This is a genomic window from Brumicola blandensis (assembly GCF_031846165.1).
Taxonomy (GTDB): domain Bacteria; phylum Pseudomonadota; class Gammaproteobacteria; order Enterobacterales; family Alteromonadaceae; genus Glaciecola; species Glaciecola blandensis.
This window is the reverse complement of sequence record NZ_JAVRIE010000002.1, coordinates 20,918-44,501: the sequence shown is the minus strand read 5'-3', so window position 1 is coordinate 44,501 and position 23,584 is coordinate 20,918. Positions and strand designations below refer to the sequence as shown.

The 23,584-nt window shown below is 42.6% G+C and carries 21 protein-coding genes; 10 read left to right on the top strand and 11 right to left on the bottom strand.

From position 1 onward, the window contains the following. Positions 1-28: 28 nt before the first annotated feature. Positions 29-520 (top strand): pantetheine-phosphate adenylyltransferase, encoded by a 492-nt coding sequence (gene coaD / locus RM544_RS05430; RefSeq protein WP_311360763.1) that lies wholly within the window; start codon positions 29-31, stop codon positions 518-520. 20 nt (positions 521-540) lie between these two features. On the opposite strand, the gene mutM is transcribed toward coaD, so the two are convergent. From mutM to radC, 6 genes are all read right to left on the bottom strand, one after another. Then, entirely contained in the window at positions 541-1,353 is an 813-nt protein-coding gene (mutM, locus tag RM544_RS05425; protein ID WP_311360762.1) for a bifunctional DNA-formamidopyrimidine glycosylase/DNA-(apurinic or apyrimidinic site) lyase, read from the bottom strand. Positions 1,354-1,362: 9 nt separating this feature from the next. Further along, entirely contained in the window at positions 1,363-1,836 is a 474-nt protein-coding gene (locus RM544_RS05420; protein ID WP_311360761.1) for a hypothetical protein, read from the bottom strand. Positions 1,837-1,995: 159 nt separating this feature from the next. After that, a complete protein-coding gene (rpmG, locus tag RM544_RS05415; protein ID WP_311360760.1) occupies positions 1,996-2,151 on the bottom strand; it encodes a 50S ribosomal protein L33 in 156 nt (51 codons plus the stop codon). Positions 2,152-2,160: 9 nt separating this feature from the next. Continuing rightward, the gene (rpmB, locus tag RM544_RS05410) at positions 2,161-2,397 is read right to left on the bottom strand and encodes a 50S ribosomal protein L28 (protein ID WP_311360759.1); all 237 of its coding nucleotides are present in this window, start codon (positions 2,395-2,397) and stop codon (positions 2,161-2,163) included. A gap of 293 nt (positions 2,398-2,690) precedes the next feature. Beyond that, positions 2,691-3,443 carry a glycosyltransferase family 25 protein gene (locus RM544_RS05405; protein ID WP_311360758.1) on the bottom strand — a complete coding sequence of 251 codons (753 nt, stop codon included), beginning with the start codon at positions 3,441-3,443 and terminating at the stop codon, positions 2,691-2,693. Positions 3,444-3,562: 119 nt separating this feature from the next. Next, positions 3,563-4,237 carry a RadC family protein gene (radC, locus tag RM544_RS05400; RefSeq protein WP_311360757.1) on the bottom strand — a complete coding sequence of 225 codons (675 nt, stop codon included), beginning with the start codon at positions 4,235-4,237 and terminating at the stop codon, positions 3,563-3,565. A 93-nt stretch (positions 4,238-4,330) separates the two neighbouring features. Here radC and coaBC point away from each other — a divergent pair, with 93 nt between their 5' ends. Continuing rightward, the gene (gene coaBC, locus RM544_RS05395; RefSeq protein WP_311360756.1) at positions 4,331-5,545 is read left to right on the top strand and encodes a bifunctional phosphopantothenoylcysteine decarboxylase/phosphopantothenate--cysteine ligase CoaBC; all 1,215 of its coding nucleotides are present in this window, start codon (positions 4,331-4,333) and stop codon (positions 5,543-5,545) included. 22 nt (positions 5,546-5,567) lie between these two features. Then, entirely contained in the window at positions 5,568-6,161 is a 594-nt protein-coding gene (gene slmA, locus RM544_RS05390; protein WP_311360755.1) for a nucleoid occlusion factor SlmA, read from the top strand. Here the strand turns inward: slmA and RM544_RS05385 are convergent. The 3 genes from RM544_RS05385 to RM544_RS05375 all read right to left on the bottom strand — a co-directional run bounded on the left by RM544_RS05385 (position 6,150) and on the right by RM544_RS05375 (position 10,385). After that, positions 6,150-7,355: a capsular polysaccharide export protein, LipB/KpsS family gene (locus RM544_RS05385; RefSeq protein WP_311360754.1), complete on the bottom strand. Its 1,206-nt coding sequence runs from the start codon at positions 7,353-7,355 to the stop codon at positions 6,150-6,152. The genes slmA and RM544_RS05385 overlap by 12 nt on opposite strands. 131 nt (positions 7,356-7,486) lie before the next feature. Then, positions 7,487-8,569, bottom strand: coding sequence for a CDP-glycerol glycerophosphotransferase family protein (locus tag RM544_RS05380; protein WP_311360753.1), 1,083 nt, complete (start codon positions 8,567-8,569; stop codon positions 7,487-7,489). Positions 8,570-8,738: 169 nt separating this feature from the next. Further along, positions 8,739-10,385 carry a M28 family metallopeptidase gene (locus tag RM544_RS05375; RefSeq protein ID WP_311361333.1) on the bottom strand — a complete coding sequence of 549 codons (1,647 nt, stop codon included), beginning with the start codon at positions 10,383-10,385 and terminating at the stop codon, positions 8,739-8,741. Between the two features lie 372 nt (positions 10,386-10,757). Here RM544_RS05375 and RM544_RS05370 point away from each other — a divergent pair, with 372 nt between their 5' ends. Both RM544_RS05370 and RM544_RS05365 read left to right on the top strand, forming a co-directional pair. Next, entirely contained in the window at positions 10,758-11,351 is a 594-nt protein-coding gene (locus tag RM544_RS05370) for a TetR/AcrR family transcriptional regulator (RefSeq protein WP_311360752.1), read from the top strand. Then, on the top strand, positions 11,348-12,496 hold the full coding sequence (locus RM544_RS05365) for an MBL fold metallo-hydrolase (protein WP_311360751.1): 1,149 nt from the start codon (positions 11,348-11,350) through the stop codon (positions 12,494-12,496). The genes RM544_RS05370 and RM544_RS05365 overlap by 4 nt, the downstream gene beginning before the upstream one ends. Before the next feature lie 13 nt (positions 12,497-12,509). On the opposite strand, the gene RM544_RS05360 is transcribed toward RM544_RS05365, so the two are convergent. Beyond that, on the bottom strand, positions 12,510-13,553 hold the full coding sequence (locus RM544_RS05360; protein WP_311360750.1) for an alpha/beta hydrolase: 1,044 nt from the start codon (positions 13,551-13,553) through the stop codon (positions 12,510-12,512). Positions 13,554-13,979: 426 nt separating this feature from the next. On the opposite strand from RM544_RS05360, the gene RM544_RS05355 reads away from it, so the two are divergent. Both RM544_RS05355 and RM544_RS05350 read left to right on the top strand, forming a co-directional pair. Then, on the top strand, positions 13,980-15,758 hold the full coding sequence (locus tag RM544_RS05355; RefSeq protein ID WP_311360749.1) for a DUF885 domain-containing protein: 1,779 nt from the start codon (positions 13,980-13,982) through the stop codon (positions 15,756-15,758). 209 nt (positions 15,759-15,967) lie between these two features. Beyond that, on the top strand, positions 15,968-17,371 hold the full coding sequence (locus RM544_RS05350) for a YdgA family protein (protein ID WP_311360748.1): 1,404 nt from the start codon (positions 15,968-15,970) through the stop codon (positions 17,369-17,371). A 143-nt stretch (positions 17,372-17,514) separates the two neighbouring features. Here RM544_RS05350 and purT read toward each other — a convergent pair whose 3' ends face one another. Further along, entirely contained in the window at positions 17,515-18,696 is a 1,182-nt protein-coding gene (gene purT / locus RM544_RS05345) for a formate-dependent phosphoribosylglycinamide formyltransferase (RefSeq protein WP_409220062.1), read from the bottom strand. Positions 18,697-18,920: 224 nt separating this feature from the next. On the opposite strand from purT, the gene RM544_RS05340 reads away from it, so the two are divergent. From RM544_RS05340 to RM544_RS05330, 3 genes are all read left to right on the top strand, one after another. Next, the gene (locus RM544_RS05340) at positions 18,921-19,550 is read left to right on the top strand and encodes an alpha-glucosidase C-terminal domain-containing protein (RefSeq protein WP_311360747.1); all 630 of its coding nucleotides are present in this window, start codon (positions 18,921-18,923) and stop codon (positions 19,548-19,550) included. A 108-nt stretch (positions 19,551-19,658) separates the two neighbouring features. After that, on the top strand, positions 19,659-22,235 hold the full coding sequence (locus RM544_RS05335; RefSeq protein ID WP_311360746.1) for a hybrid sensor histidine kinase/response regulator: 2,577 nt from the start codon (positions 19,659-19,661) through the stop codon (positions 22,233-22,235). Next, a complete protein-coding gene (locus RM544_RS05330) occupies positions 22,219-23,436 on the top strand; it encodes a response regulator (RefSeq protein WP_311360745.1) in 1,218 nt (405 codons plus the stop codon). Before RM544_RS05335 ends, RM544_RS05330 begins: the two co-directional genes overlap by 17 nt. Positions 23,437-23,584: the final 148 nt, after the last annotated feature.

The following is a 23,584-nucleotide window of genomic DNA, read 5'->3' as shown; positions in this document are numbered from 1 at the left end:
CACGAAATCAAACACCAAGGCTGTAGGGATGACACAGATTAAAGCGATCTATCCTGGTACTTTCGATCCTATTACGAATGGTCATGCAGACCTAATCGGTCGCGCTGCCAAAATGTTTTCACACGTGATGGTTGCGGTAGCATATAACCCTAATAAACAACCTTTGTTCAGTTTAGAAGAGCGGGTTGCAATGGTCACAGAGATCACCAAAGACTTGCCTAACGTAGAGGTTAAAGGTTTTACAGGCTTGCTTGCTGACTTAGCAAAAGCGGAAGGGGCAAATATTTTAATTCGCGGTTTACGTGCGGTTTCAGATTTTGAATTTGAATTTCAACTCGCTAATATGAATCGCCGATTAAATAAAGATTTGGAAAGTGTATTCTTGACTCCCTCGGAAGAAAACTCATTTATTTCATCTACTTTGGTGAAAGAAGTGGCATTACACAATGGTGACGTGAGTAGCTTCTGCTCTCCGGTGGTACTAGAAGCCTTGCGAAAACGCCTAGAAGATAAAGACTGAGGTCTACTCCAACAATAATATTACTTTTGGCAATGAATACAGTAAAAAGTATTACGTTGCCCTATTACTTTAGAGCGGATAGGTGTCTGACAAACCTCACACTCCTCGCCTGCACGACCGTACACTAAAAGATGTTGAGCGAAGTAACCTGGATTTCCATCAGCTTGGGCGAAGTCTTTTAACGTTGTTCCACCTTGGCTAATTGCGTTGGCCAACACTAATTTAATGTTCTCGGTGAGCAATTGATAACGCTTCAAACCCACTTTGCCAGCAGCTCTACGTGGATCGATCCCTGATTTAAATAAAGACTCATTGGCATAAATGTTTCCCACACCGACCACAATTGCGTTATCCATAATGAAAGTTTTCACTGGTGACAACTTACCGCGTGACTTATCGAACAAAAGCTTAGCATTAAAGTCATCAGTAAGCGGCTCAGGACCCAGCGCTCGTAGTATTTTTAGCGGTTCTTCATCAGGAGATTGCCACAAACAGGAGCCAAACCGTCTAGCATCATTTAAAACAAGTTTCTTACCCGTATTCAACTCAATCTCAATGTGATCGTGCTTCTTGCGGGGTAAACTTGTATCAACAACACGCATTTTACCCGACATCCCCAAATGCATGACTAAGGCGCCTAGATCTGTGTTAATAAATAGATATTTAGCCCGACGAGTTACCGATCGAATAGTTTGCTGACTGGCTAAATGCACCTCATCGGGAACCAACCAACGAAGCTGCGGCTGATGAACCACAATCTTCGAAATGATATTCCCCTCAAGGAATGGAGCAATACCGAGTTTGGTCACTTCAACTTCAGGTAATTCAGGCATAAGAAGGATTTACCACTGGGTTAGTTGTTGGATAGTTGGAAAGTCGAGCAATAATACCTCGTCATTAAACAAAATGTAGGTTTGCTGCTCGCGCTCGATGGTGGAAATAACCCGACCATTGCGCTCACCAGCAAGCCATAAAACAATGACGTGATCGGGAGTAGAAAACGCGGCTTTATCAACCATGCTCTGACGCTTAACAAGCGCCTTGGTCCAATTGTCGATTAATGCTGCAAGCTGACCGGGGGCAGGTGCCGATTCAGATAAACTAGGAGAGCCCATCTTCAGACGCCAAGCTTTACCCGCTCTCTCAACAATATCTTGATCGATATGTAAGCTAAGTAATACCGCTCCCTCTTCAATTATAGGAAAAGGCTGGTCAGCATCATCTGATTGAAAATTTCCAATATTTAGCGCAAATATCATCGCTAACATTGCGAAAATAATGACATTATTCCAAGCTTTTTGAGATAAACGCGCCATGCTTTGCCCTTTTTGCCTTTCCGATAATTAAGTCACTGTGATTGAAGAAATAACTGGACCTTTTATGGTCCGAACAACATCATCAAACATTTTATCTTATTTCACAACACAAAAAACCCAGCAAAAGCTGGGTTCTCGTGGAGACAAAGCACAAGTTTATTACTTGATTTTCGCTTCCTTGAACATAACGTGCTGGCGAATTTTAGGATCGTATTTTTTGATCTCCATTTTGCCAGGCATGTTACGCTTGTTTTTGTCTGTGGTGTAGTAGAAACCCGTACCAGCAGATGAAACTAATTTGATTTTATCTCTCATGGGAATTCCTTAGATTTTCTCGCCACGAGCACGGATATCAGCTAGTACTGTATCAATGCCTTTTTTATCGATAATACGCATACCTTTAGTAGTTAAGCGTAATTTCACGAAACGGTTCTCACTCTCAACCCAAAAACGGTGAGTTTGAAGATTTGGCAAAAAGCGACGACGAGTCGCGTTTCTAGCGTGTGAGCGGTTGTTACCGACTGCAGGACGCTTACCTGTAACTATACAAACTTTTGACATCTTATTGTCTCCAGAAAAACTGTTTGCCGTCTAACCCAAGCAAACAAATATTGCTGTTAAACGTCTTTAATAATGAGGGCGCATTTTATACAGGAAACGCCACCCCAATTCAACAAAAACTTGCTTTTTGGGCGATCTTTTTACGATCAGCTCAAAACGATTGTATTATTTTTGAACGGGCAACACTTGCAGAACTCATAAAATCACTTGGCGATATAGAACATACTTACAATATATCAATCACTTAAGCGATAAGAGTTCGAATAAAGGGCTATCGGGTCGCTTTTTTATGACTAATCTAATTGGTTTAAACGTTTCGCTCGCTCTTTTTTGTTTTTGAACAAGAAATAAAGTCGACTGGTGAGCTGTTTCCAAAAGCTCTTTTTGGCCTGGCTTCTGGCATCATCCTGACTGCTGTTTTTACCGATATCACTTAACTTTTGGCGATCAACCAAAATTGAATACGGCAACAAACCAAACACTTTGAGATCGCGCTCCCACCAATATTGAATATCGATATCGATCGGGCGTTGAATAAAACCATCATACGCTAACAGTTTCTTTGCACCTTCGGCACTGATTGCTTGCGCATAAGTGCCGGCTGGCACTTTATTATAGGTTACCAATGAAAAGTCATTTTTGGGGATCTGATGGATAGCGCGTCGCTTAATAGGCGTTTCACCTAATTTGATAATATCCCAAGATGTGTCAAGTTCAGCCAAGGTCTGGATGGCATCGCTAGCGCTATCCTGTAGAACAAAGTCATCTTCTAGTACTACTGCGAAATCAAGCTCATCTTCGATGATTTTTTTCCAGACTTGTTGATGACTCAAACAACAACCAATTTCACCGGGGCTCAGTTCTTTATAATAGTCGGACTCTGCAAACTGATAGAGTTGGCTTAAGGTTTCAGCTGACATCGACAGGCCATTGACTGCCTCGATACGCTCAAAGTCTAAACCGGCATCATCTAGTTGTTGAGCGCAAGCCCCGAGTCTATCCTTTGACTCTGCCAAATTGATGACAAAAATTTTCCATTTCTTCATGTAATACTATTTGTTCCTGCCGACTGAATAGACGAATGATAACGCAGATTGAAACGCGATCACATAGGCGCTATTTGCATACAGACAAAAAATATCAAGAAGAACATGCAAGCAAAGAGCTATAGCAAACCCCGTTGAGCAAAAGACACTGTCTCACCGTCTCCAATCACAAAATGATCTAGCACTCTCACATCTATTAGCTCCATTGCACGCTGTATTCGGCCCGTGATTTGGATATCAGCTTGGCTAGGCTCTGCCACACCACTTGGATGATTATGCGCTAAAATCACAGCTGCAGCGTTATCTTCCAATGCTTGTTTTACAAGCTCTCTTGGATACACTGCAGCACTGTTGATTGTGCCTTTAAACATATGCCGAAAGGCAATGAGTTGGTGCTGGCTATCGAGTAATAGCATAGCGAAGATTTCATGAGGCTTTCGTTGCAGTTGCGCTAATAAGTAATCTGAAGCTGATTCTGCGTGCGTGAAACTTTGGGGCTTTGTCAGTGATTCTGCTAGCGAACGTTTGGTCAATTCAAAGCAAGCATTTAAGGTTGCATATTTTGCTAGCCCAAAGCCAGTGGTTTGGCTTAATTGCGCCTTACTTGCACTAACTATAGCGCGAACAGAGCCATGCCTCGCCAATGCCTCACGCCCAAGTTCAACAGCGTTTCGTCCCTTACTACCGGTGCTGATAATAATGGCAAGCAGTTCAGCATCGGATAGTGTTTCTGCACCAAATTTCAATAATTTTTCTCGCGGCCTCTCATGTTCTGGCCATTTCATCATTTTCATATTTCCATTCCTTTGGTTTCTTTGTCACAATAGCGCTTATCCAATCCTTTGAAGAACGAGCGCAAGCTATACTTGTACTCTCAATAGCAAAATATGCAACTTGAACAAAAGAACGTTTTACTGGGTATTAGTGGTGGCATAGCCGCATATAAAACACCTGACTTGGTCAGAAAACTGACTGCTGTAGGCGCTAATGTCAGAGTTGTGATGACTGATTCAGCCAAAGAGTTTGTTTCCCCCTTAGCACTTCAAGCCGTTTCAGGGAATAAGATTAGTAACAGTCTTTTGGACGAAGATGCTGAAGCGGCGATGGGTCACATCGAACTAGCACGCTGGGCAGACGTATTCTTGTTAGCACCCGCGACCGCAAATGTCATGGCTAAACTCACTCACGGTCTAGCTGATGACTTGCTCACTACCCTCGCCTTAGCGACACCAGCGCCAATTATTATTGCGCCCGCCATGAACCAACAAATGTGGGCTGCGCCAGCAACGCTTGAAAATACTGAAAAACTAAAAGCAAGAGGATTAAGCTTCATTGGGCCAGCAAGTGGCGAACAAGCCTGCGGTGACATTGGCTATGGTCGTATGGTTGAACCAGAAGATATCGTCAAATTCTTACTCGAATATGATTTCGAAGACCAAGCCAGTGAACAGATTTTCGCTGGTAAGAAAATCATGATTACAGCCGGTCCGACTCGAGAAGCACTGGATCCTGTGCGGTATGTAACGAATCATAGCTCGGGTAAAATGGGCTATGCGCTTGCTGAAGTCGCACGAGATTTAGGTGCTGAAGTCACCTTGGTTTCCGGCCCAGTTAACCTAAACCCTCCGAAGAATATTGTTTGCAATCAGGTTGTTAGTGCTCAAGACATGCTGGATTCGGTAATGCGAGATATTACCCACCAAGACATATTTATTGCCTGCGCAGCCGTAGCCGACTTTCGTTTGGCCGAAGTACCTACTCACAAAGTTAAGAAAAAAGAAGGGCTGTTAACGCTTTCATTTGAGCAAAACCCTGATATTCTAAAGACCGTTGCAGCACTAAATAAGAAACCGTTTACCCTAGGTTTTGCCGCTGAAACAAATGACGTAGAGGCCTATGCCAGAGGTAAGCTTGAGCGTAAAAATTTGGATATGATTGCCGCCAATGATGTATCATCAACAGACTTAGGTTTTAATTCTGATCGAAATGCACTAACGGTAATTACAAAGCATAATAAAACGGATTTACCACCGGCTAGCAAAAAAGCGCTAGCGAAAGAGTTACTAACACTGTTGCATATTGAATATAGCAATCAAAAATAATAAAAAGTAAATAGGTACTCTCATGCCCGCGACAAAAAGACCCAACCGCCGCGCACAAATACTGCAAGCACTTGCAGGAATGCTAGAACACAATCATGGTCAACGAATCACAACTGCAAAGCTTGCTGAGCAAGTAGGTGTTTCTGAAGCCGCCTTATACCGTCACTTTCCTAGTAAAGCGCGTATGTTTGAAGGCTTGATCGAGTTCATTGAAGAAACACTTTTTTCCCGTATCAATAAGATTATGGAAGAAGAGAAAGAAGCCGCAACGCGATGCCAATTGATCATGCATTTAATTTTAGGCTTTGCCGAGAAAAACCCAGGTATCACTAGAATATTAAACGGCGATGCATTACTTGGCGAACAAGAGCGCCTGCGAGACCGCATTGCTAAATTGTTCGAACGCTTAGAAGTACAATTGAAGCAAATACTAAGAGAGCGCAAGTTGCGTGAAGGCAAAACACTGAGTGTAGACGAAGCTGTGTTAGCCAATATTCTTATCTGTTTTGTTGACGGTAAAATCAATCAGTTCGTGAGAACGAAGTTTGAGCGTCCACCAACGCAACAGTTTGGTGAGTATTGGTTAGCCTTTAAAGACCATTACTTAGCTAACTAGCCAATTTTTGTGGTGAGTGTTATCGACACTCACTTCTTCAAATTCTTTTAAAAAACCATCTTGTCCATTCATGCGCCTTTCAACTGCATGAATGTTGGCCGTTCCCGCATCTACCCATTGCTCTGGAATACAATACTCAGTTTGAAGAAAAGCCAGAAACCGCGAACGTAGGCTTTCATTCATCTCCCACTCATCAAGAACAGCTATTCTTTTACCTAATACATCTGAGTTTGGGCAGTGAATAACTAAGCCCGGTACGTTGTAACAAGCGCTGCCTAAGGTGATAACCTTTCTGCCAAGCAACAATGCCTCCAGACCAACGGTCGAATTAATGGTGACAACCGCTTTCGCTTTCTGAATTAACTCCTGCGTGTTGTTTCCATTGGCAAAAAGGGTGTTTGGGTGCTTGTCATACAACTGCTCATAATGCTTGGGCCACGATGGGTGCTCTTTGAATACAAGGTAAAAAGCATCATTCAGATAGGCATCAAAGGCACTCACAACTTCTTCATAAAACTGCTCCATGCTTTTAATCCATGAAGAATTACTGATAATTTGAGAATCGTTTGGCACTTGAAAGGGTATGAAAATGAAATTGTCAGGGAGGCTCGTTTCAGTTTGTGTTGCTCGTTGTTTATGCGGTTTACGCTGCACTAATGAGTGAGACGATATCGTTGAAGATGCTAAAGACCCGTCACGATTTAAATAGAACCGAGGATCCTTTGGGATTGAACTAGTACCGTTTACTCCATTGCAATCGAGCGTCGTTGTACGAGGCAGTAATCCATTCTCAAAATACCAAACCTTAATATTAAGACTTTTTGCAAGGTAAACTAATGTCTCGGCTGGTAGTTTATGGCCATTCCAAACAGCGATAGCTGCTGGCTGTTTTTGCTTGAAAATTTCATGGTATTTAGCGAATCGTAAAACTTGCAAAAAGTAAGTCACGACATAGTGGAGATTGCGAAAAAGTCGATATGAAAAAAGCCATGGAGACTGCACTGATTTCTTTTCAACTTGCTTCTCAACAATGTCATTAAGATCAGCTTTCATCGCAGGGAGCAAGCCAAATAGCGCGCCTAAGGTTGGCATGCCTAAGTAATTCACTTCTGTTTTAAGACGTACGCCTTTAGAGAGCTTTGCAAAGTACTTACCATGACTATTTCGCTTTATTATAAACAATACATCTAACATCCATCACTCCGACTCTTGCGCGCATTTGGCGCACACTAGCCCAAGAGTTTATGAAAATAAGATGATGCTTAAATTAACGAGGAATGTCACTTTTGTGACAATATCAAATATTAACAAGAATCTGTTTTTAACTAGTTCGCAAGAATAAAATCGGTAATACGGTCACTGCATTTCCCGTCAGTTTTACCGGCCATTTCCAAAGTAATTTTCTTTCTATAGGCTGACTTAGCACTGGGATTTGCTAAACAGTAAGCGACTTTGTCTTTCACTTCTTTGGGGCTCTTTGCTTGCTCACATAAGTCATGAAATAAAGCTAAGTCTTGGTCCATACGTTTACCCATTCTGAACTTAAACAGACCTCGGTAGCTCCATCTCACTTTATAAAAGTCACACCAGACAACTGGCTTATCGAGTGCTGCAAACTCAAAAACTGTTGAGGAAGCTTCTGACAACATGAGGTCAGCGAGATCCATAAACGGGAGCAGAGAATAGCAATCTACAGGACCAATATACACATTGTCATAAGTAGACCACGCATTTAGCAAGGCGCGCTGTTTTGCATACTTTGCTTTGGTGAAACTAAAAAAGTGGGGCTTGATAATAAAATTGTATTCGGACATTTCTGCCGGCCAATCTTTCGGGAAACACTCAATGCTGGATGGAAAAAATGTGGGAGCGTACAGCACAGTAGGCTTGGTCGGATCTAAACCGATAGACTGCAGAGTTAACTCTGATTGCAATGCTTTATCTTCGCTAAATAAAGGATCGAGCTTAGCGTAACCCACATCTTCAAAGCGACGATTTGGAAACATTTCTTCTAATCGCTGTTTTCGGGTGTCGCCTTCAACGAAACGAACATCAAACGGGAATTGACTAGTGACGTAATAGCAAGCTTTTGGACCAATGCCATGTTGCATGTAGGCTAACTTGATCCCCTGCTCTTGTAATTGCGTGAAAGCATCATCCGGTGCATTGCCAAACACAATCCAGCTAGGCTGCTTGTTAGCATAGAAAGCTTTCGCTTCCTGCCCATCGTTTACCATTGCGTAAGTAAAGCCCTCTTCATCTAAGGCTTTTTTTGTAATCGGGGAGATTTCAGGTTCTTCATGGAGTAAAAACGATACCTCGCATCCCGCTTTTTTAAGGCAATGTGCCACAGGTAAAAACTGAGGTAAGTAGTACAAGTGCAACACGTCGAAGATGACTGATTTCATAATCCAGCAAGTTTATATGTCAAAACAATATAATACCGTACATGAACTATTTATGACAGTTTGATGACAACAGGCTCTTTCAAACGCGATAAGCGACAGCTCGTCAAGGCATCCGTTAGAATAAGATGGTACCACCTAAGAAAATCCTAGGTGGTACTTGTTTTTGAATTTACTTCGCGAAGGTCTCGCCGAAGAAATCGCCCTCGTTCCAAGTCGGCTTTTCAGCTTGGTTAGCTAAAGTCAGGCCAATTTGGAAGTTGACGTTTGTGAAGGTTTTCGCCGCTTCCCATACAAAAGGTTGGCTCATATCATCACCCGGTTTGTGATAGTTGGTAGATAAGAAAGTACTGAATACTTTGCTGCCATCTATTTCTGGATCTTTTGATTGTAAACCAGGTACTAAGAATACCGCTGGGATGCCCTGTTTTACGAAGCTATAGTGATCAGAGCGGGTAAATAAGTTCTGCTCTGGCCACGGGTCTTCACTCAATGTTAATCCAGCGTTTTTCGCAGCTAACTCTACCGATGCTTTCATAGAAGAATGATTTGCACCAAAGGCAATCACATCTGCAAATTCATAAGTGAGAATTGGCATATCTAGGTTCACGTTGGCGATCATACTCCCCTTTGGTACCGTTGGATTGCGCGCGTAATAATCTGCACCCAACAAACCTTTTTCTTCTCCTGTGACAGCGATGAAGATGATTGAGCGTTTCGGTGCCACAGGTAACTCACTGAACATTCTTGCCGTTTCCATTAAGACAGATGTACCAGTAGCGTTGTCCATTGCGCCATTATTGATTTTGTCTTTCTTTACTGATTTAGAAATACCGATATGATCAGAGTGAGCAGAAAATACAACATACTCATTTTTCAAAACGGGATCGCTGCCTTCCAAGATACCGACGACATTCGGGCTAGTTAGGTTCTCATGGGTCGTTTTGCGACTCAGGGTAACCGTTGCTGGAATATCGAACCCCACTGGAGATTCTTCTTTTTCTAATTGCGCGAAGACATCTGCAATAGGAGTTGACCCAAGTGCAAACAGTTTTTCAGCCGCTGGCGGGCTGAGATAAGCACTACCCACTAAGCCAGGCTGCACGTTTGAAGGGTTACCATCTTCTTGCACCCAGCGCATTCTAGGAGAATATAGGTAATTCAATAAATTCTTGTAAGGACGTCTTTTTTCGCTGCTTGGTGTTGTGACTGTCATGTAGCCAACTGCGCCACGCTCTGCAGCATACTTTGATTTTTGCGTACCTGAAGCAGCATGCGAGCCTTCTTCCGATGGAAACGAAGCTGGCTTACCCGATAAAGCTAGTACAATCTTGCCTTCAACGTCTAAACCGGCGTAATCGTCATGGTTTAGATTTGGTGCAACAATACCGTATCCCACGAAAATAATGGGAGCAGTAACGCTAGCATCTTCAGACACTAAGTTAGGTCCACTCAAAAAGTCATCAGGATACGTTAGCGCAAAGCTTTCACCTTTAGATTCTACATTAAAGCTAGGTGAATCTTGCACCAGCAAACCTTTACGGAAATTAATGCGTTGAATATAAGTACCGTTGTCTCCAGCAGGCTTTAAACCGTACTTGGCAAATTCGCCAGCAATATACAAAGAAGCAATCTCATGACCTTGGGAACCGGTTTCTCTTCCCTCTAATAAATCGTCTGCCAAAAAGCCCATATGTGACTTAATGTTCTCAATATTAGGAGTCACATCTACCATGCTACTCATCGAGTGTTGTTGGGCTGTCATGGAGCAGCCTAGAACCAGTAAACTGGCGCTTGCTGCAATCGTCGATTTCAGCATTAGTTGCGTAAAGCGTTTCATACTATTGTCTCTTTTCGTGTCAGTGTTGTTTTCGAATTTGGTTTTCGAGTTTGATTTTCGATTTTTGCTTTTCATTTTTCACGCCGTGTTTATATCATAAATTCAGGCCCAATATTACGATGTAATGCCTTCTGAAATATTGTGTAACATTTTCCTAAGGTTGCTTCTGAAAGCTCGTTTAATAGGTGTTTGTAATCTAAGGAGGGGAAATTCAAACTCTTGGCATTTTCCTAAAAGGCTGTTATACCTATAGCATTAAGAACAGATGTTCTTTTATGTTTAGCGCTATTGTATTGGCTTAAATCGCCACCTGCATGCGCAAAAAACAGGTTGTGAATAGGAAGGTTGCCTATGCCAAAGCAAGCCCAGTACAACATCAACGACATTCTTTCGTACGCAGTTGAAATCTTCACAGAGCAAGGTTTTGCTAGCGCTTCGATGGAAGAAATCATCGCTCGAACGCAATTTAATCGAAGAGCGTTTTATCTAGAGTTTAAGAGTAAACGCGGTTTCCTACACGCGGTCTTACAGCACTACGTCGACACGCAATTATCGCGATGCCAAGAAAGCTTAGTTGCACGCAGAGAAACGGGTACGGTTGCAATAGACGACTACTTCCGAGCTTATTATTCACTTATATCCGAACAAGGTTGCTTATTAGTTGACTGTATTAGCGAACTAGGCCGAAGCGACGAACAGGTGCAAACTATCGCGCGTCATTATTATGATTCATTGCAATTATGCTTTATTGCTTGTTTAGAGCGAGCACAGAAACATCAACAAATTCGCCCAGATGTGAATATTGAAGCAATTGCCTTACAGCTTACCTGTTTTACTCAAGGCTTTGCGGTATCGAGTATTTTGCAAGATGGCGAAGACGATGTGCTCATTGCCATGCGTCAGGTTTTGTCTAGCGTTGCACTAAACCAAGAAGCCGACACATGAGAAATATGACAAAGAGCCATACTTCGGCAAAGTATCAGCTCACGTGGTCACATCGACTCATTGGTCTGATTTTTATTGTATTTTTAGCATCGTGTGCTGGTACTGACAGCTTCCAACAGCGCAAGGGCAAAGAGCATCATACGCCCGATGGTTTTAAGAACTTATACGTTGTTGATACCGATAAGAGCTTTTTTGATTTTCTGGAAATGCGTTTACTGGGCGATGAAGTATGGGCAGACCACCCCGCTTTGGCTGACCAAGTGCCTCAGCAACAAGTAGATATTGCTAGAATTCAAGCGAAAAGTGATCTGCAAGCCGAGACAGATCTGCCGTTAATAACATGGCTGGGGCACTCTATGTTCTTGATTCAACATAAAGGTCTCACCTTACTCACCGATCCTATTTTTAGTAATCGGGCATCTCCACTCTCGTTTGCCGGACCAAAACGCTATGTACCACATGCAATGGACTACGCAGACTTACCTAATATCGACATTGTCATTATTAGCCATAATCACTACGACCACCTAGACAACAGTACCTTGAGCACCTTAGCCGAAAGAAGCTTACAACAGGTCTCACCTACTCGCTTTTTTGTGCCTCTAGGTTTAAAAGCCCACTTAGAACAAGAGGGCGTAATCGCTAATAATATAACTGAGCTAGATTGGTGGGATAAGAGCATTGCGCAAAACGCCTTTGCTTCGGCCGATATACAGGCACTACCAAGCCAACATTGGTCAGCGCGGGGGCTAAGTGACAGATTGCAAACGCTTTGGGCAAGCTGGTCAATAAATATTGATGGGTTTCACATTTGGTTTGCCGGAGATACTGGCTATAACAGCGTTCAATTCAAAGAGATTGGCGAACGTACCGATCCTATCGACTTGGCGCTCATTCCCATAGGTGCCTACTTACCTCGATGGTTCATGCAGAAATACCACGTGAATCCAGACGAAGCATTGAAAATACAGACGGATGTAAAAGCTAGCAAAGCAATTGGGATGCACTGGGGTACCTTTCCACTCACCGCGGAAGAACCGGGTGACCCAGTCAAAGCGCTCAAACATGCCCAAGAAACACAATCACTAGATGAATCGAAATTCACCACGATGGCTATCGGCGAAACAATGCGTTTTGAACCATAAGCCGTTCGTGAACCTATCGGCCTTTGGCTACTTCAGCACAAAAATTTGCCATACTGCTAGCAGTTTCACGACTAATGTCAGGACAGGCAATGGGGAACATTTCAACTGCATGAGTGGTACCCATCACTTGTCTACAACTGGCTTGAACACCTGCACGCAATAACAAGCGATAGAAATTCACTCCCTCGTCTCGCAAAGGATCACACTCATTAACGCTAATCATCGTTGGCACAAAGCCTTTTAGATCTTCTTCAGTCGCGAAACCTGGCCAAGCTAAAGGGTTTTGTGCTTCGAATGCCTCGATGCCATAAATCATCGCACTTATATTGTTGTGTAGATCGAGCAAAATACCGTTATTTTCTGCCGATGATGGATTTTCTGGCAAGGGCCACTTCCCTGCAATGTAAGGGCACAATGCGTAAACGCCAGAAATAAGCGATAATTGCTTATTGCTTTTTAAAGTCAGAGCCGTGGCGATAGCTAGGTTCCCGCCACCACTGTCGCCCGATACCACAATATTATCCACATCGATGTTAAAGGTATCGCTATTTTCAGATAACCACTGAAGTCCCGATACGCAATCATTCAATCCCGCAGGAAACGGCGCAACCTCGGGTGATGATGAAGGCAACAGTGCATTTCTAAAATCTACCATTGCAACCGCTACGCCTTGTGCAGCAATCATTTTGCCCCATGCAGTGTAATTGCCATCGTAGCAGGACATCGTCGCCATACCGCCACCATGTATGTAATAAATACACGGTAAGTTATGTTGATTGTCGGGTCGAATGAATTGAATATTGACCTGATTACCATCTGGGCTTGATGTGAAAGAATGAGTACTAATATTCAGACCCGTGCTAGGTGCAATGGTTTCATCGTTGCAATTATCTAGGAAGCCTTTCATCATTTGGCGAGTCATTATCGCTCGTTCTGACTGAGCAGCTTCAAGAGCGGCCTCGCGACTCTCTATATCGTTAGACCCCGTAAGACGCATTTTTCCAAAAGCGGCTTTAATCCTTGGATCTATTCTTGGGTCATTTTCCATTTTACTCATCGCTATTTTGCCATTGTGTGGTACTTCATGACTTGTTTTATATCAGCCACACGCTTGCTTGTCATCCCCGCACTCTCGTCTTCCCTGCGCTGTCGTCATCCCCGCGCTGTCGTCATCCCCGCGCTTTCGTCATCCCCGCGCTTTCGTCATCCCCGCGCTGTCGTCATCCCCGCGCTTTCGTCATCCCCGCGCTTTCGTCATCCCCGCGAAGGCGGGGACCTAGATTCCTGCCTCCGCAGGAATGACAGATAATTGCAGGAATGACAGATAATTGCAGGAATGACAGATAATTGCAGGAATGACGGATGATTACAGGAATGACGGATAATTGCAGGAATGACGGATGACGAGACATATTTAACTTTTGGTTAACTTTAATCGAGCTTTCGAGTAACCTGAGAGCCTGATTGATAAACGAGGTAAGATATGAAAAAGGTTTTTTGTTCTGTTGCAGTGGCGTTATCACTGGCGGCCTGTGGTTCAACCCAGCCCACTTCTCCAACTAGCACCACGGCACCGATGGCACAAGTCAAACCGGTAGCATCCTATACTTTACAATCTTTATTAGATGAAATTTGGGCATATGAAATGTCTGTTTCACCTTATTTGGCAAAGTCGCGAGGGCAAAAAACCCAAAGGGCGTTAGAGGATATCAGTGAATCAGGGCTTGCTGAGCAAGCAGCTCAATACAAAGCCTTTATGAGCATGCTGAATGAAATAAATAGCGAAGAACTAAGCCATTCAGAAAACATCTCCTTATTAATGCAGAAGTATCGACTTCAAAACTATATCGACTCTTACACATTTAAAGAATATCTCGTTCCAATTACCGCTGAATATGGTTTTCATAGTGCAATAGGCAATAGTGCTAGCAATACAAAAATCAAAACCGATGAGCAACTCAACAGCTACATGATGTTGCTCTCTGAAATACCAGATTACTTTGCTCAACAAATCGCTTATATGAAAGAAGGTATGCGAGTAGGCCAAGTGCAACCCAAAGCTGTCTTGAAAGGCTTCGAAGAATCGGTTTCTGCATTCATTGCTGAAACACCAGAAGATAGCCTTTTCTTCTCTCCTTTTGCGAATATGCCCGACAGCTTAAAAACCGATAGAGATATGAGTGAAGCGAAGGCAGAAATTGAAAAGGTCAATCAAGCTTACGTTGATTTTTATCACTTTTTAAGTGACGAATATATCCCTGAAGCCAAGCGTGATATTTCAGTCAAAACATGGCCGAATGGCGAAGCTTTCTACCAGAACAGAATCAAGCACTTCACTACCACCGACCTCACAGCCAAAGAAATACATGAGATTGGCCTAGCAGAAGTCGCTCGTATCAGAGCTGAAATGCAAGAAATAGTCGACGCTCTGGAATTCGATGGCGATATTAATGAGTTTATTGAGTTTCTTCGTACTGATCCGCGTTTTTATGCGCAAACACCAGAAGATCTGATCATCACGGCATCGTATATCGCCAAACAAATGGATGCTCAACTACCGAAACTTTTTAAAAAATTACCACGCACGCCATACGGCGTTGAAGCTGTACCAGACAGCATAGCGCCCAAATATACAACTGGCCGATACATATCACCCAGTTCAGATGACCGTCCAGGTTATTATTGGGTAAATACTTATGCCCTAGACAAGCGTCCATTGTATGCATTACCTGCCTTAACCTTACATGAAGCAGTACCCGGTCATCACCTGCAAATTTCTTTAGCGGCAGAAATGGACGAACTACCTGATGTACGCCGTTCAACCTATATATCAGCTTTTGGTGAGGGTTGGGGCTTGTATTCAGAATACCTTGGCTTAGAAGTTGGTATTTATGAGGATCCATACGATAACTTTGGTCGTTTGAGCTATGAAATGTGGCGCGCCTGTCGTTTAGTTGTTGATACTGGCATGCATATGTTTGGCTGGAGTCGAGACAAGGCACTCAGTTATATGATGGAGAATACGGCATTATCCGAGCATAATGTACGCACAGAGATTGACCGCTATATCTCGTGGCCCGGACAAGCTCTCTCGTATAAAATTGGTGAGATAAAAATTAAAGAATTGCGAAAGAAAACAGAATTAGCCTTAGGCGAAAAATTTGATGTTCGCGATTTCCATGATGCGGTATTAGCACATGGCTCTGTGCCCTTGTTCGTTTTAGAACAAAACATCGACCAATTTATTGAAGATAATCGCTAAACAGCAAACATCACAAACCTTGAAATTTACGATATAGATCAAGCTCTTGCTAAAAGGGCTGATCTATATATTGTTATTTTCGATTCAAAAACGGTCGCACCTCAACACTCCCTAGGATAAACTTAGTGACGAGTGTGATCATGATGATACACAAAACGTGAAACGGATAATTTCCGTTTCGAAGTCGACATTCCTCACAAGGAAGTAAAATGAAAAAAGTGATTATTCCTGTAGCACTTATCGCTGCGATTGGCCTAATTGGCCCTAAACTAGCCGGTTCAAGCTATAACACCCAACTCGATGAGTTTGTTACCAGCGTAAATGACATGCCAGGTTATACGGCGACGATTAACGAGCGCACCCAAAATTGGTTCACTAGCTCTTCAGTCATAGAGTTTGGTATCGATCCAGCAATGTTTGAAGATGAAGCGTTGCCTGCTGAACAAATGGAAATGTTTCAAGATCTTACCTTCACGTTAAATGTAAATGCCCAACACGGTCCAGTGCTTCTTCTCAACGGCTTCAGCTTAGGGTTAACCGCAGTAAAAGCAGAAACGGATCTAGATACATTCCGCGATAGTTTGCAATATGCTGGCGATCAGAGTTTTTACACTATCGCAGGTAATGTTGGTTTTACGGGTTCATTCAATGGTACTGACACCATCCCTTCGTTTACGCAAGCAGAAGGTACAATTGATGGTGGCTCACTAGAGTTCAGTGGCTGGAAGGGTGAATTTTCTGTGTCCAGCTCGAACACTATTTATGACGGTGCTATGGACTCATTCAAGTTCGCTGCACCAGACGCTGATACAGAAGTTACGATATCCACGATAACGATGGAGTCCTCGCTCGAAGGTTCTTTCGCTGCGGCTATGGAGAACGTTCTCTATAACTCTAATGCGAAGTTCGTAATGGGAGAGCTCGCTGTTTCTTCACCATTAGAAGAAGCCAACATGTCGATGCGAAACTTCGTCATTGATGCGGTGACTAAAGTAAATGACGCGGGCACGTTGATGGATATGGATTTAAATTATGCAATGGATGAGCTCAGCGTAGTTGGCGTAGACGCCAAGAATGTACTCCTTAAGACAGAGTTTAACAACCTAGAGAAAACATTCTTCCAAGCTTATCAAGAAGCGAGTATGGACCCTGAGTTGTTGCCAGAAGTGATGGAAACAAAGCTACTTCCTCAACTACAAGCAAACCCTGAGATAAATATTGCTGAACTGTCTGGTCAAATCAATGACGGCAACTTTACGGGTAAGATTCATACTAAGCTCGAAGGTGTCGATGCAATGCCGGCATTAATAACCGACACGAGTTTTTGGATGTCGAAGTTAGTCGTGGATTCTAAAATAAGCATGGATAAAGCAATGGCTTTGTGGATTGGTGAGCAAGCTGTAGGCGCTCAAATGATGTCTGACCCCAATACTGCCGGTATGACAGAAGAAGAAATCAGCGCGATAGCTGCCCAACAAGTTGAAGGCATGATTGGTATGTTTACTCAACAAGGTATGATTACAGTGACGCCTGAAGGTATGCATGAAATGACTTTCACCATGAAAGATGGTCAGGCAATGTTAAATGGTAACCCAATGCCTCTACCTTTCTAAGTGACACGTCACATAGCTAAACAGCATTGTTGTTAGCGGATAGTCAGTAGAAAATCTCAGCCCAGCATGTGCTTTCACCTGCTGGGCTTTTTTAGCGTTTGGTTTTCGGCCTTTGTTTAGGACCTTGGTTTTAGCATTGCTTTTTAGAGCGTAATTTTTACTGCATCCGCTACTTGTGTTGATAAACGGATCGCGGCTTCAACACTCTCAGCTCGCGCCAATCCGACCCCCATTCGCCTACGCCCAGCAACTTCTGGTTTACCAAATAATTTAAGGTCGGTATTGGCTACACTGAGAGCTTCAATTAAGTTTCCGAAGCTCACTTGTGTCGAATTTCCTTCTACCAATAACGCTGTTGACGCCGACGGTCCATGGAAATGAATGTTCGGGATTGGCAATCCTAAGAATGCTCTGGCGTGCAAAGCAAATTCAGATAAGTCTTGAGAAATAAGCGTGACCATGCCAGTGTCATGAGGTCTTGGCGATACTTCACTAAAGAAAACATCATCACCTTTGATAAATAATTCAACACCAAACAATCCTTTTCCACCCAGCGCTTGAGTCACTTTACTCGCAATCTCTTTTGATAATGCCAAAGCTGCATCACTCATCTGTTGTGGCTGCCATGATTCACGATAATCACCCTCTTCTTGGCGATGTCCGATAGGCTCGCAAAAGGATGTACCACCTTGATGACAAATGGTCAGCAAGGTAATTTCATAATCAAAATTAACAACCGATTCAATGATGACTTTTCCTTTACCTGCCCTACCACCCTCTTGTGCATATTTCCAAGCTTGTGCAAGTTCAGATTGGTCTTTAACAAAAGATTGTCCTTTTCCTGATGAACTCATGATGGGTTTAATAATACATGGAAAGCCAATGCTATCAGCCGCTGATACAAAGTCGTCATAGTTATCTGCAAAAGCATATTGAGAAGTTGGCAGGCCTAAGTCCTCAGCAACCAAACGGCGGATCCCTTCACGATTCATAGTTAAGTGCGCCGCTTTAGCCGACGGAACCACATGAAAGCCTTCATCCTCTAAATCGAGTAAGGTTTGTGTGGCAATGGCTTCAATTTCGGGAACAATAAAGTCTGGTTTTTCCTCTAAGGCAATCTTGCGTAGCGCGTCACCATCGAGCATTGAAATACAATAGCTGCGATCGGCCACCTGCATACCTGGGGCATTTTCATAACGATCCAACACAATCACTTCACAACCTAAACGCTTTAATTCAATCACCACTTCTTTACCCAACTCACCGCCGCCACATAGCATGACCTTCGTTGCTGTTGAAGAAAATGGGGTACCAATATTTGTCATGACGATCCTTTTTAATTAATTTGGGCGCTCAGCACTATGAGCCTAATTGAGAGTTTGTTGCGTATCAAAACTTAATACTACACCTGATTAAACTCGATCAAAATATGCCGCACAGTTTCATTATAAAAACTTACCTACTGATACTTAGCTTATCACTCAGTGCATGCAGCCCAAGTATTCAGGGCAATAATACGAGCTCAAAAGTACCTAAAGAAGAATATAGAATGGCTTGGTCGAGTTTTATGACTAGCACTATCATCAGCGATAGCGAGACCATTGATGTGCAAAGTATTGCCGAACAATTACAAAGTTTAGTCAATGAGAATAGTCAAGCATGGCTAGGTGCTAAAGCATATAAGAACTCCGAAGTATTGACGCCCGCGCTGTCGGAAAATAACGCGAAAAGAGAACGCCAGTACAATCGGTATAAGTTACTTTTGTTTCAGCTCGCGACCACCTACGGGAAGAAAGAGTTACATCGTATATCTCAACAAGTGAGCCCTTATGATCCAAAGCAAGCCGCTGACGAGGCTATATACATTGCTTCTTTAGAGCATTTACTCGAGACCATGCCTGTATTAGAAAACGGAGGGTTGGAAGTATATTACGCCGACAACGCTGAAGGCGTATTTGCATATTCGAGACAAAATGGTAGCGCGCGAGCATATATCGCATTGAATTTCTCCTTTAATACACAGGAAATGCCACTGCCATTTGGTTTCATGGCATCAACAAAAGTAGCCGTTTGGCAAAGTGACTCCGTTAGTGCGTCTGGCAAAGATATTGAGCGCTTTGTCACACAGCAAGCCATCGGTGTTCAGGCCTTCTCTGGAAAAGTAGTGATAGTAGAGTGACAAGTTCAATCAAGTCAGGAAGTTGCAGAAACCCATCATCTTGTATAAGTTAATGTATATCACGTGTTGCCCATATTAGAATATTGAGCACTGACAAAGAAGTGAATATTGCCAAATCATTTTAGTGAGCAAGCAATCAGTTTTTGTGAATCCTTACCTGGTCCAGCACTGCTATTGGGCCCAGACAAACTGTGCCACATCAACACTCACCTACTCGGCTTAAACCTGGGTGATGTCAAGCTCTCAGAGCTCATCAATACTGTGAGAGATTCTTTACAAAACGCTATCCATGAGGGCGCAAGCCCGATTGCGAACACGTCTTTTCGGGCGATAGAAACACAAAAGCAAACATACCTAGTGTCTTTGAGTAGTTCAGCGCCAGTTGAGCAAGGAAAGCGCTATAACGCGATGGTGAAGGCCCTTCATCGAATGAGTGAAGCTGTCTTAATAGTTGATGAGTTTGGCTATATTGATTTTTGCAATGATACTCTGTTCCAACTATTTTCCTATTTAGAAAGGCCAACCGTAGAAGGTCAAAGAATCGGAAATTTGTTTACGCTCATAGCGGAACAAGTGCTGTCAGAGAACCCAAAGCGAGCAAAAGCATTCGGCAGGTTACTCAAACGAAAATTGAAACAAAAACAAGCGATTAACTTTTCGTTTAAGAATACAGATAGTCGATATATTGAATACCGAGATACCGTATCTGAAGCTGGTGAACGGATTTGTATGTTTATCGATGAATCTTCGATTATGTTTTTACATGAACAGCTTGAACTTGCTTATACGGAATCCCTCAGCCTAAGTAAGGCTAAGAGCAGCTTTATGGCAGCAATGAGTCATGAAGTGAAAACACCGCTGAATGCGATGATCGGGATTTTAGATCTTTGTGCATTAGAGCCTCAATTCGCAAAACACGAATACATATCAAGACTATCAAGCAGTGCTGACCATCTACTTCGCTTAGTGAACGACGTACTCGACTTCACTAAGTTCGATGCTGAAAAAGTCAGCTTGTCTAAGGTTCGGTGTGAGGTGCGCCCTCTGTTTGAGCAAATAGCGCTTGATCAGATTGCACTGTGCGAACACAAGGGGGTTCACTTATCTTTATTTATTGACCCTGAATTACCCACTCATATTGAAGTAGATGACATTCGAATCTCGCAAATTCTCAACAACCTGATCAGCAATGCAATTAAGTTCTCACCAAACGAACATGGTCACGTTTCAATTAGCATAGAAAAAAATTCAGAATCATCATTCTTGTTAAGCGTTACAGATAATGGGATCGGCATTGCAGGTGACAAACAAGAAACCATCTTCGAAAGCTTCTCACAAGCATCAACTGACATACACCGCACCTTCGGTGGAAGTGGCTTGGGTTTAAGTATTTGTAAACAAATTTGTGACTTAATGGAGGGCAAAATTGAAGTGGATAGTGAGTTAGGAAGAGGAACACAGTTTTCTGTCACGCTGCCACTTCATACAGACGATGAGCCCTTTAAGCAGAGTTTACAAAAAACCTTGGATTGCTCGAAAACACTGTTAACTGACGACGCTAAATTCTATGACTCACTGCAAAAATATCAGCCTTATTTTGATAGCGAATTCGTATTTATTGAAAATATTGAAGATATCAGTAGCGCAAACAAGGTAATTATAACGAACAAAGAAATCCACCATGGCGAGCCGCAAAACAGTCTTTTCCATTTGGGATCAAACCCCTACTCTTTGGGTGGCTCAAGTTCAGCCATTGTAAATAGAAGTCCATTGCTACTTAACCAAATCGTACATTGCTTACAAAGTGGAACGAGCCAAGATAACTCGTCTACTAAAACTGTCGATACAAGTACTCTTTTTGAGCATACACACACCTCGATACTGTTTGTGGAAGATAACCCAAACAATTTATTTGTCATTAAAGAACAAGCAAAAGCCTTAGGCTTAAACGCACACTTTGCCCACGATGGACACTCAGCTCTTGAGTGCTGGCAAAAGCATGAGTTTGATGTGGTTATCACTGACTATCAAATGCCAGGCATGTCTGGTGCAGAGCTCATCTCTACACTGAGATCCTATGAATCAAGCTATGGATTACCACCCAATAAGATGTTTGTTCTTACTGCAGATAAAACTGAAGACTGCGAGTATGAATGCAACAAGGCGGGTGCCGATAAAATCATCATGAAACCAATTTCCGTGACAAAGCTGCACGCACTGATAGGTTTGGTAAGTCCAGAAAACGGCGAAGATAAAGCAATAGAGACCACAACTAGCCTTGAAATCGACGATACTGCCTCTTTTGAAGAGCTTGACTTTGCATGGGACACAAAGAGTGTTTTTGATATATCAGTCATCCATGAAATACTGGACGAATCTGATGTTGGGGAGATCGCTGATTTCCTAAAAATGTATATGGACAACATTGAGCAATCTGTTATTCAATTGGAGTACGAGATTAGCTCAGGTAAGTTTTCTCAAGCTGGTAAAACTGCACACAGTATGAAAAGCAGCGCGAAAGTTGCGGGAAATCATCCCATGTTTTTGAGTTGCGAAAAACTAGAAGACTTGTGCAAAACCGGCAATGCCGAGGAAATAGGTCAGTTGTTTATGCAGGTGAAAAAACAACTCGACGACTCTTTAATTGACATCAAAAATTGGATCCGCAATGAAATCGACGATTAAAGACTACAAAATAGTGCTGTATGTGACCGACATGGAAAATGATAAGGTCATGTTTGAAAAAATTAAGCAGTACTTCGAAAACTGTGAAGCATGTCGCAGTTTAAAAGAGTTATGTCGTCATCTCACGACCAAAAACACGCCCACTGTTTTCTTGATGACGGGTGATAATCTCGAAGAAAGCATGCTCAATTACTATCGGTCATTGGACGCAGTAAAAGACTACACCGTTTGTGAACACAAGGTGGTTTCTCTCATACCACTTAAATCAGAAATTGATGCCTTTGAAGCACATCGATGCAATGCAATTGACGACTATTTGATTGCCAGACCTCTGTATGAAGCGAATAGAATCGTCCTCATTATCGAGCACTTATTGTTGGAGTTAGGCGTATCGCTACCGTCCATGCGTGAAGAACAGCTCAGTAAAAGACTAACGAACAATGTAAGTGAAGAATTCGCTGCTCTTATGTCTCGGTTACTAGAAGATAAAAATCAAATTGAGTTGTCATTCAAAAGCTCAATTGAAGATATTGAGACTTGTTTGAACCAAGCTGATAAAAAAATCCAACAACATCAAGCGGTCGACCTTGATCTGAATAAACTACAAGAAACGCTCAAACAAATACGTTCAAATGAAATTCGCCCAAAACTACTGGAATTGCAAGCAAAGGCCATTTCATTGCTTGAAAAAACCATCACTTTTGGCGCCTCAGGAAACGCTGAAGATGAAACAGACACTGCAAAGTCAGATGAACCCACGCCAGTATTTAATCGCCTTTATCAGCAAGATATCAATGCGCAAGATGACCCCAACACCAAGCAGTCGGCAATACGAATTTTGTTAGTTGAAGATGATTTGATCAGTCAAAAATTAACCGTGAGGCTGCTAAGTTCATTAAACACAAAAACCGAGCTTGCCGTATCTGGAAGACGGGCTTTAGCAAGCCTCAGCAGCGTAAAATATGATTTAATTTTAATGGACATCAGTTTACCGGATACAAACGGCATTTATATAATGTCGCAAACAAAAACGGAGGGTCATTTAAATTATGACACTCCTATTATTATGCTGACCGGTAGCAAGAGAAAGCAAATAGTGGCTGAAGCACTAAAAAATGGTGCTAAAGGTTATGTTGTTAAACCGCTGACTAAGAAAACCATACAAGCCATTTTCGAGAAACATCTGCCTCAATTACAATGAGCGCCCTGGGACTATCATAAGTTTAATAGCACACTATAGGTTTATCTTCGCCCCACCGAAAAATAAAAAACCCTTTTGTAAAACTCATCCGTTGGTAAGCAATAAGAAGCACATAAAATCCATACCTCACTGTAAACAAATAAAGGGG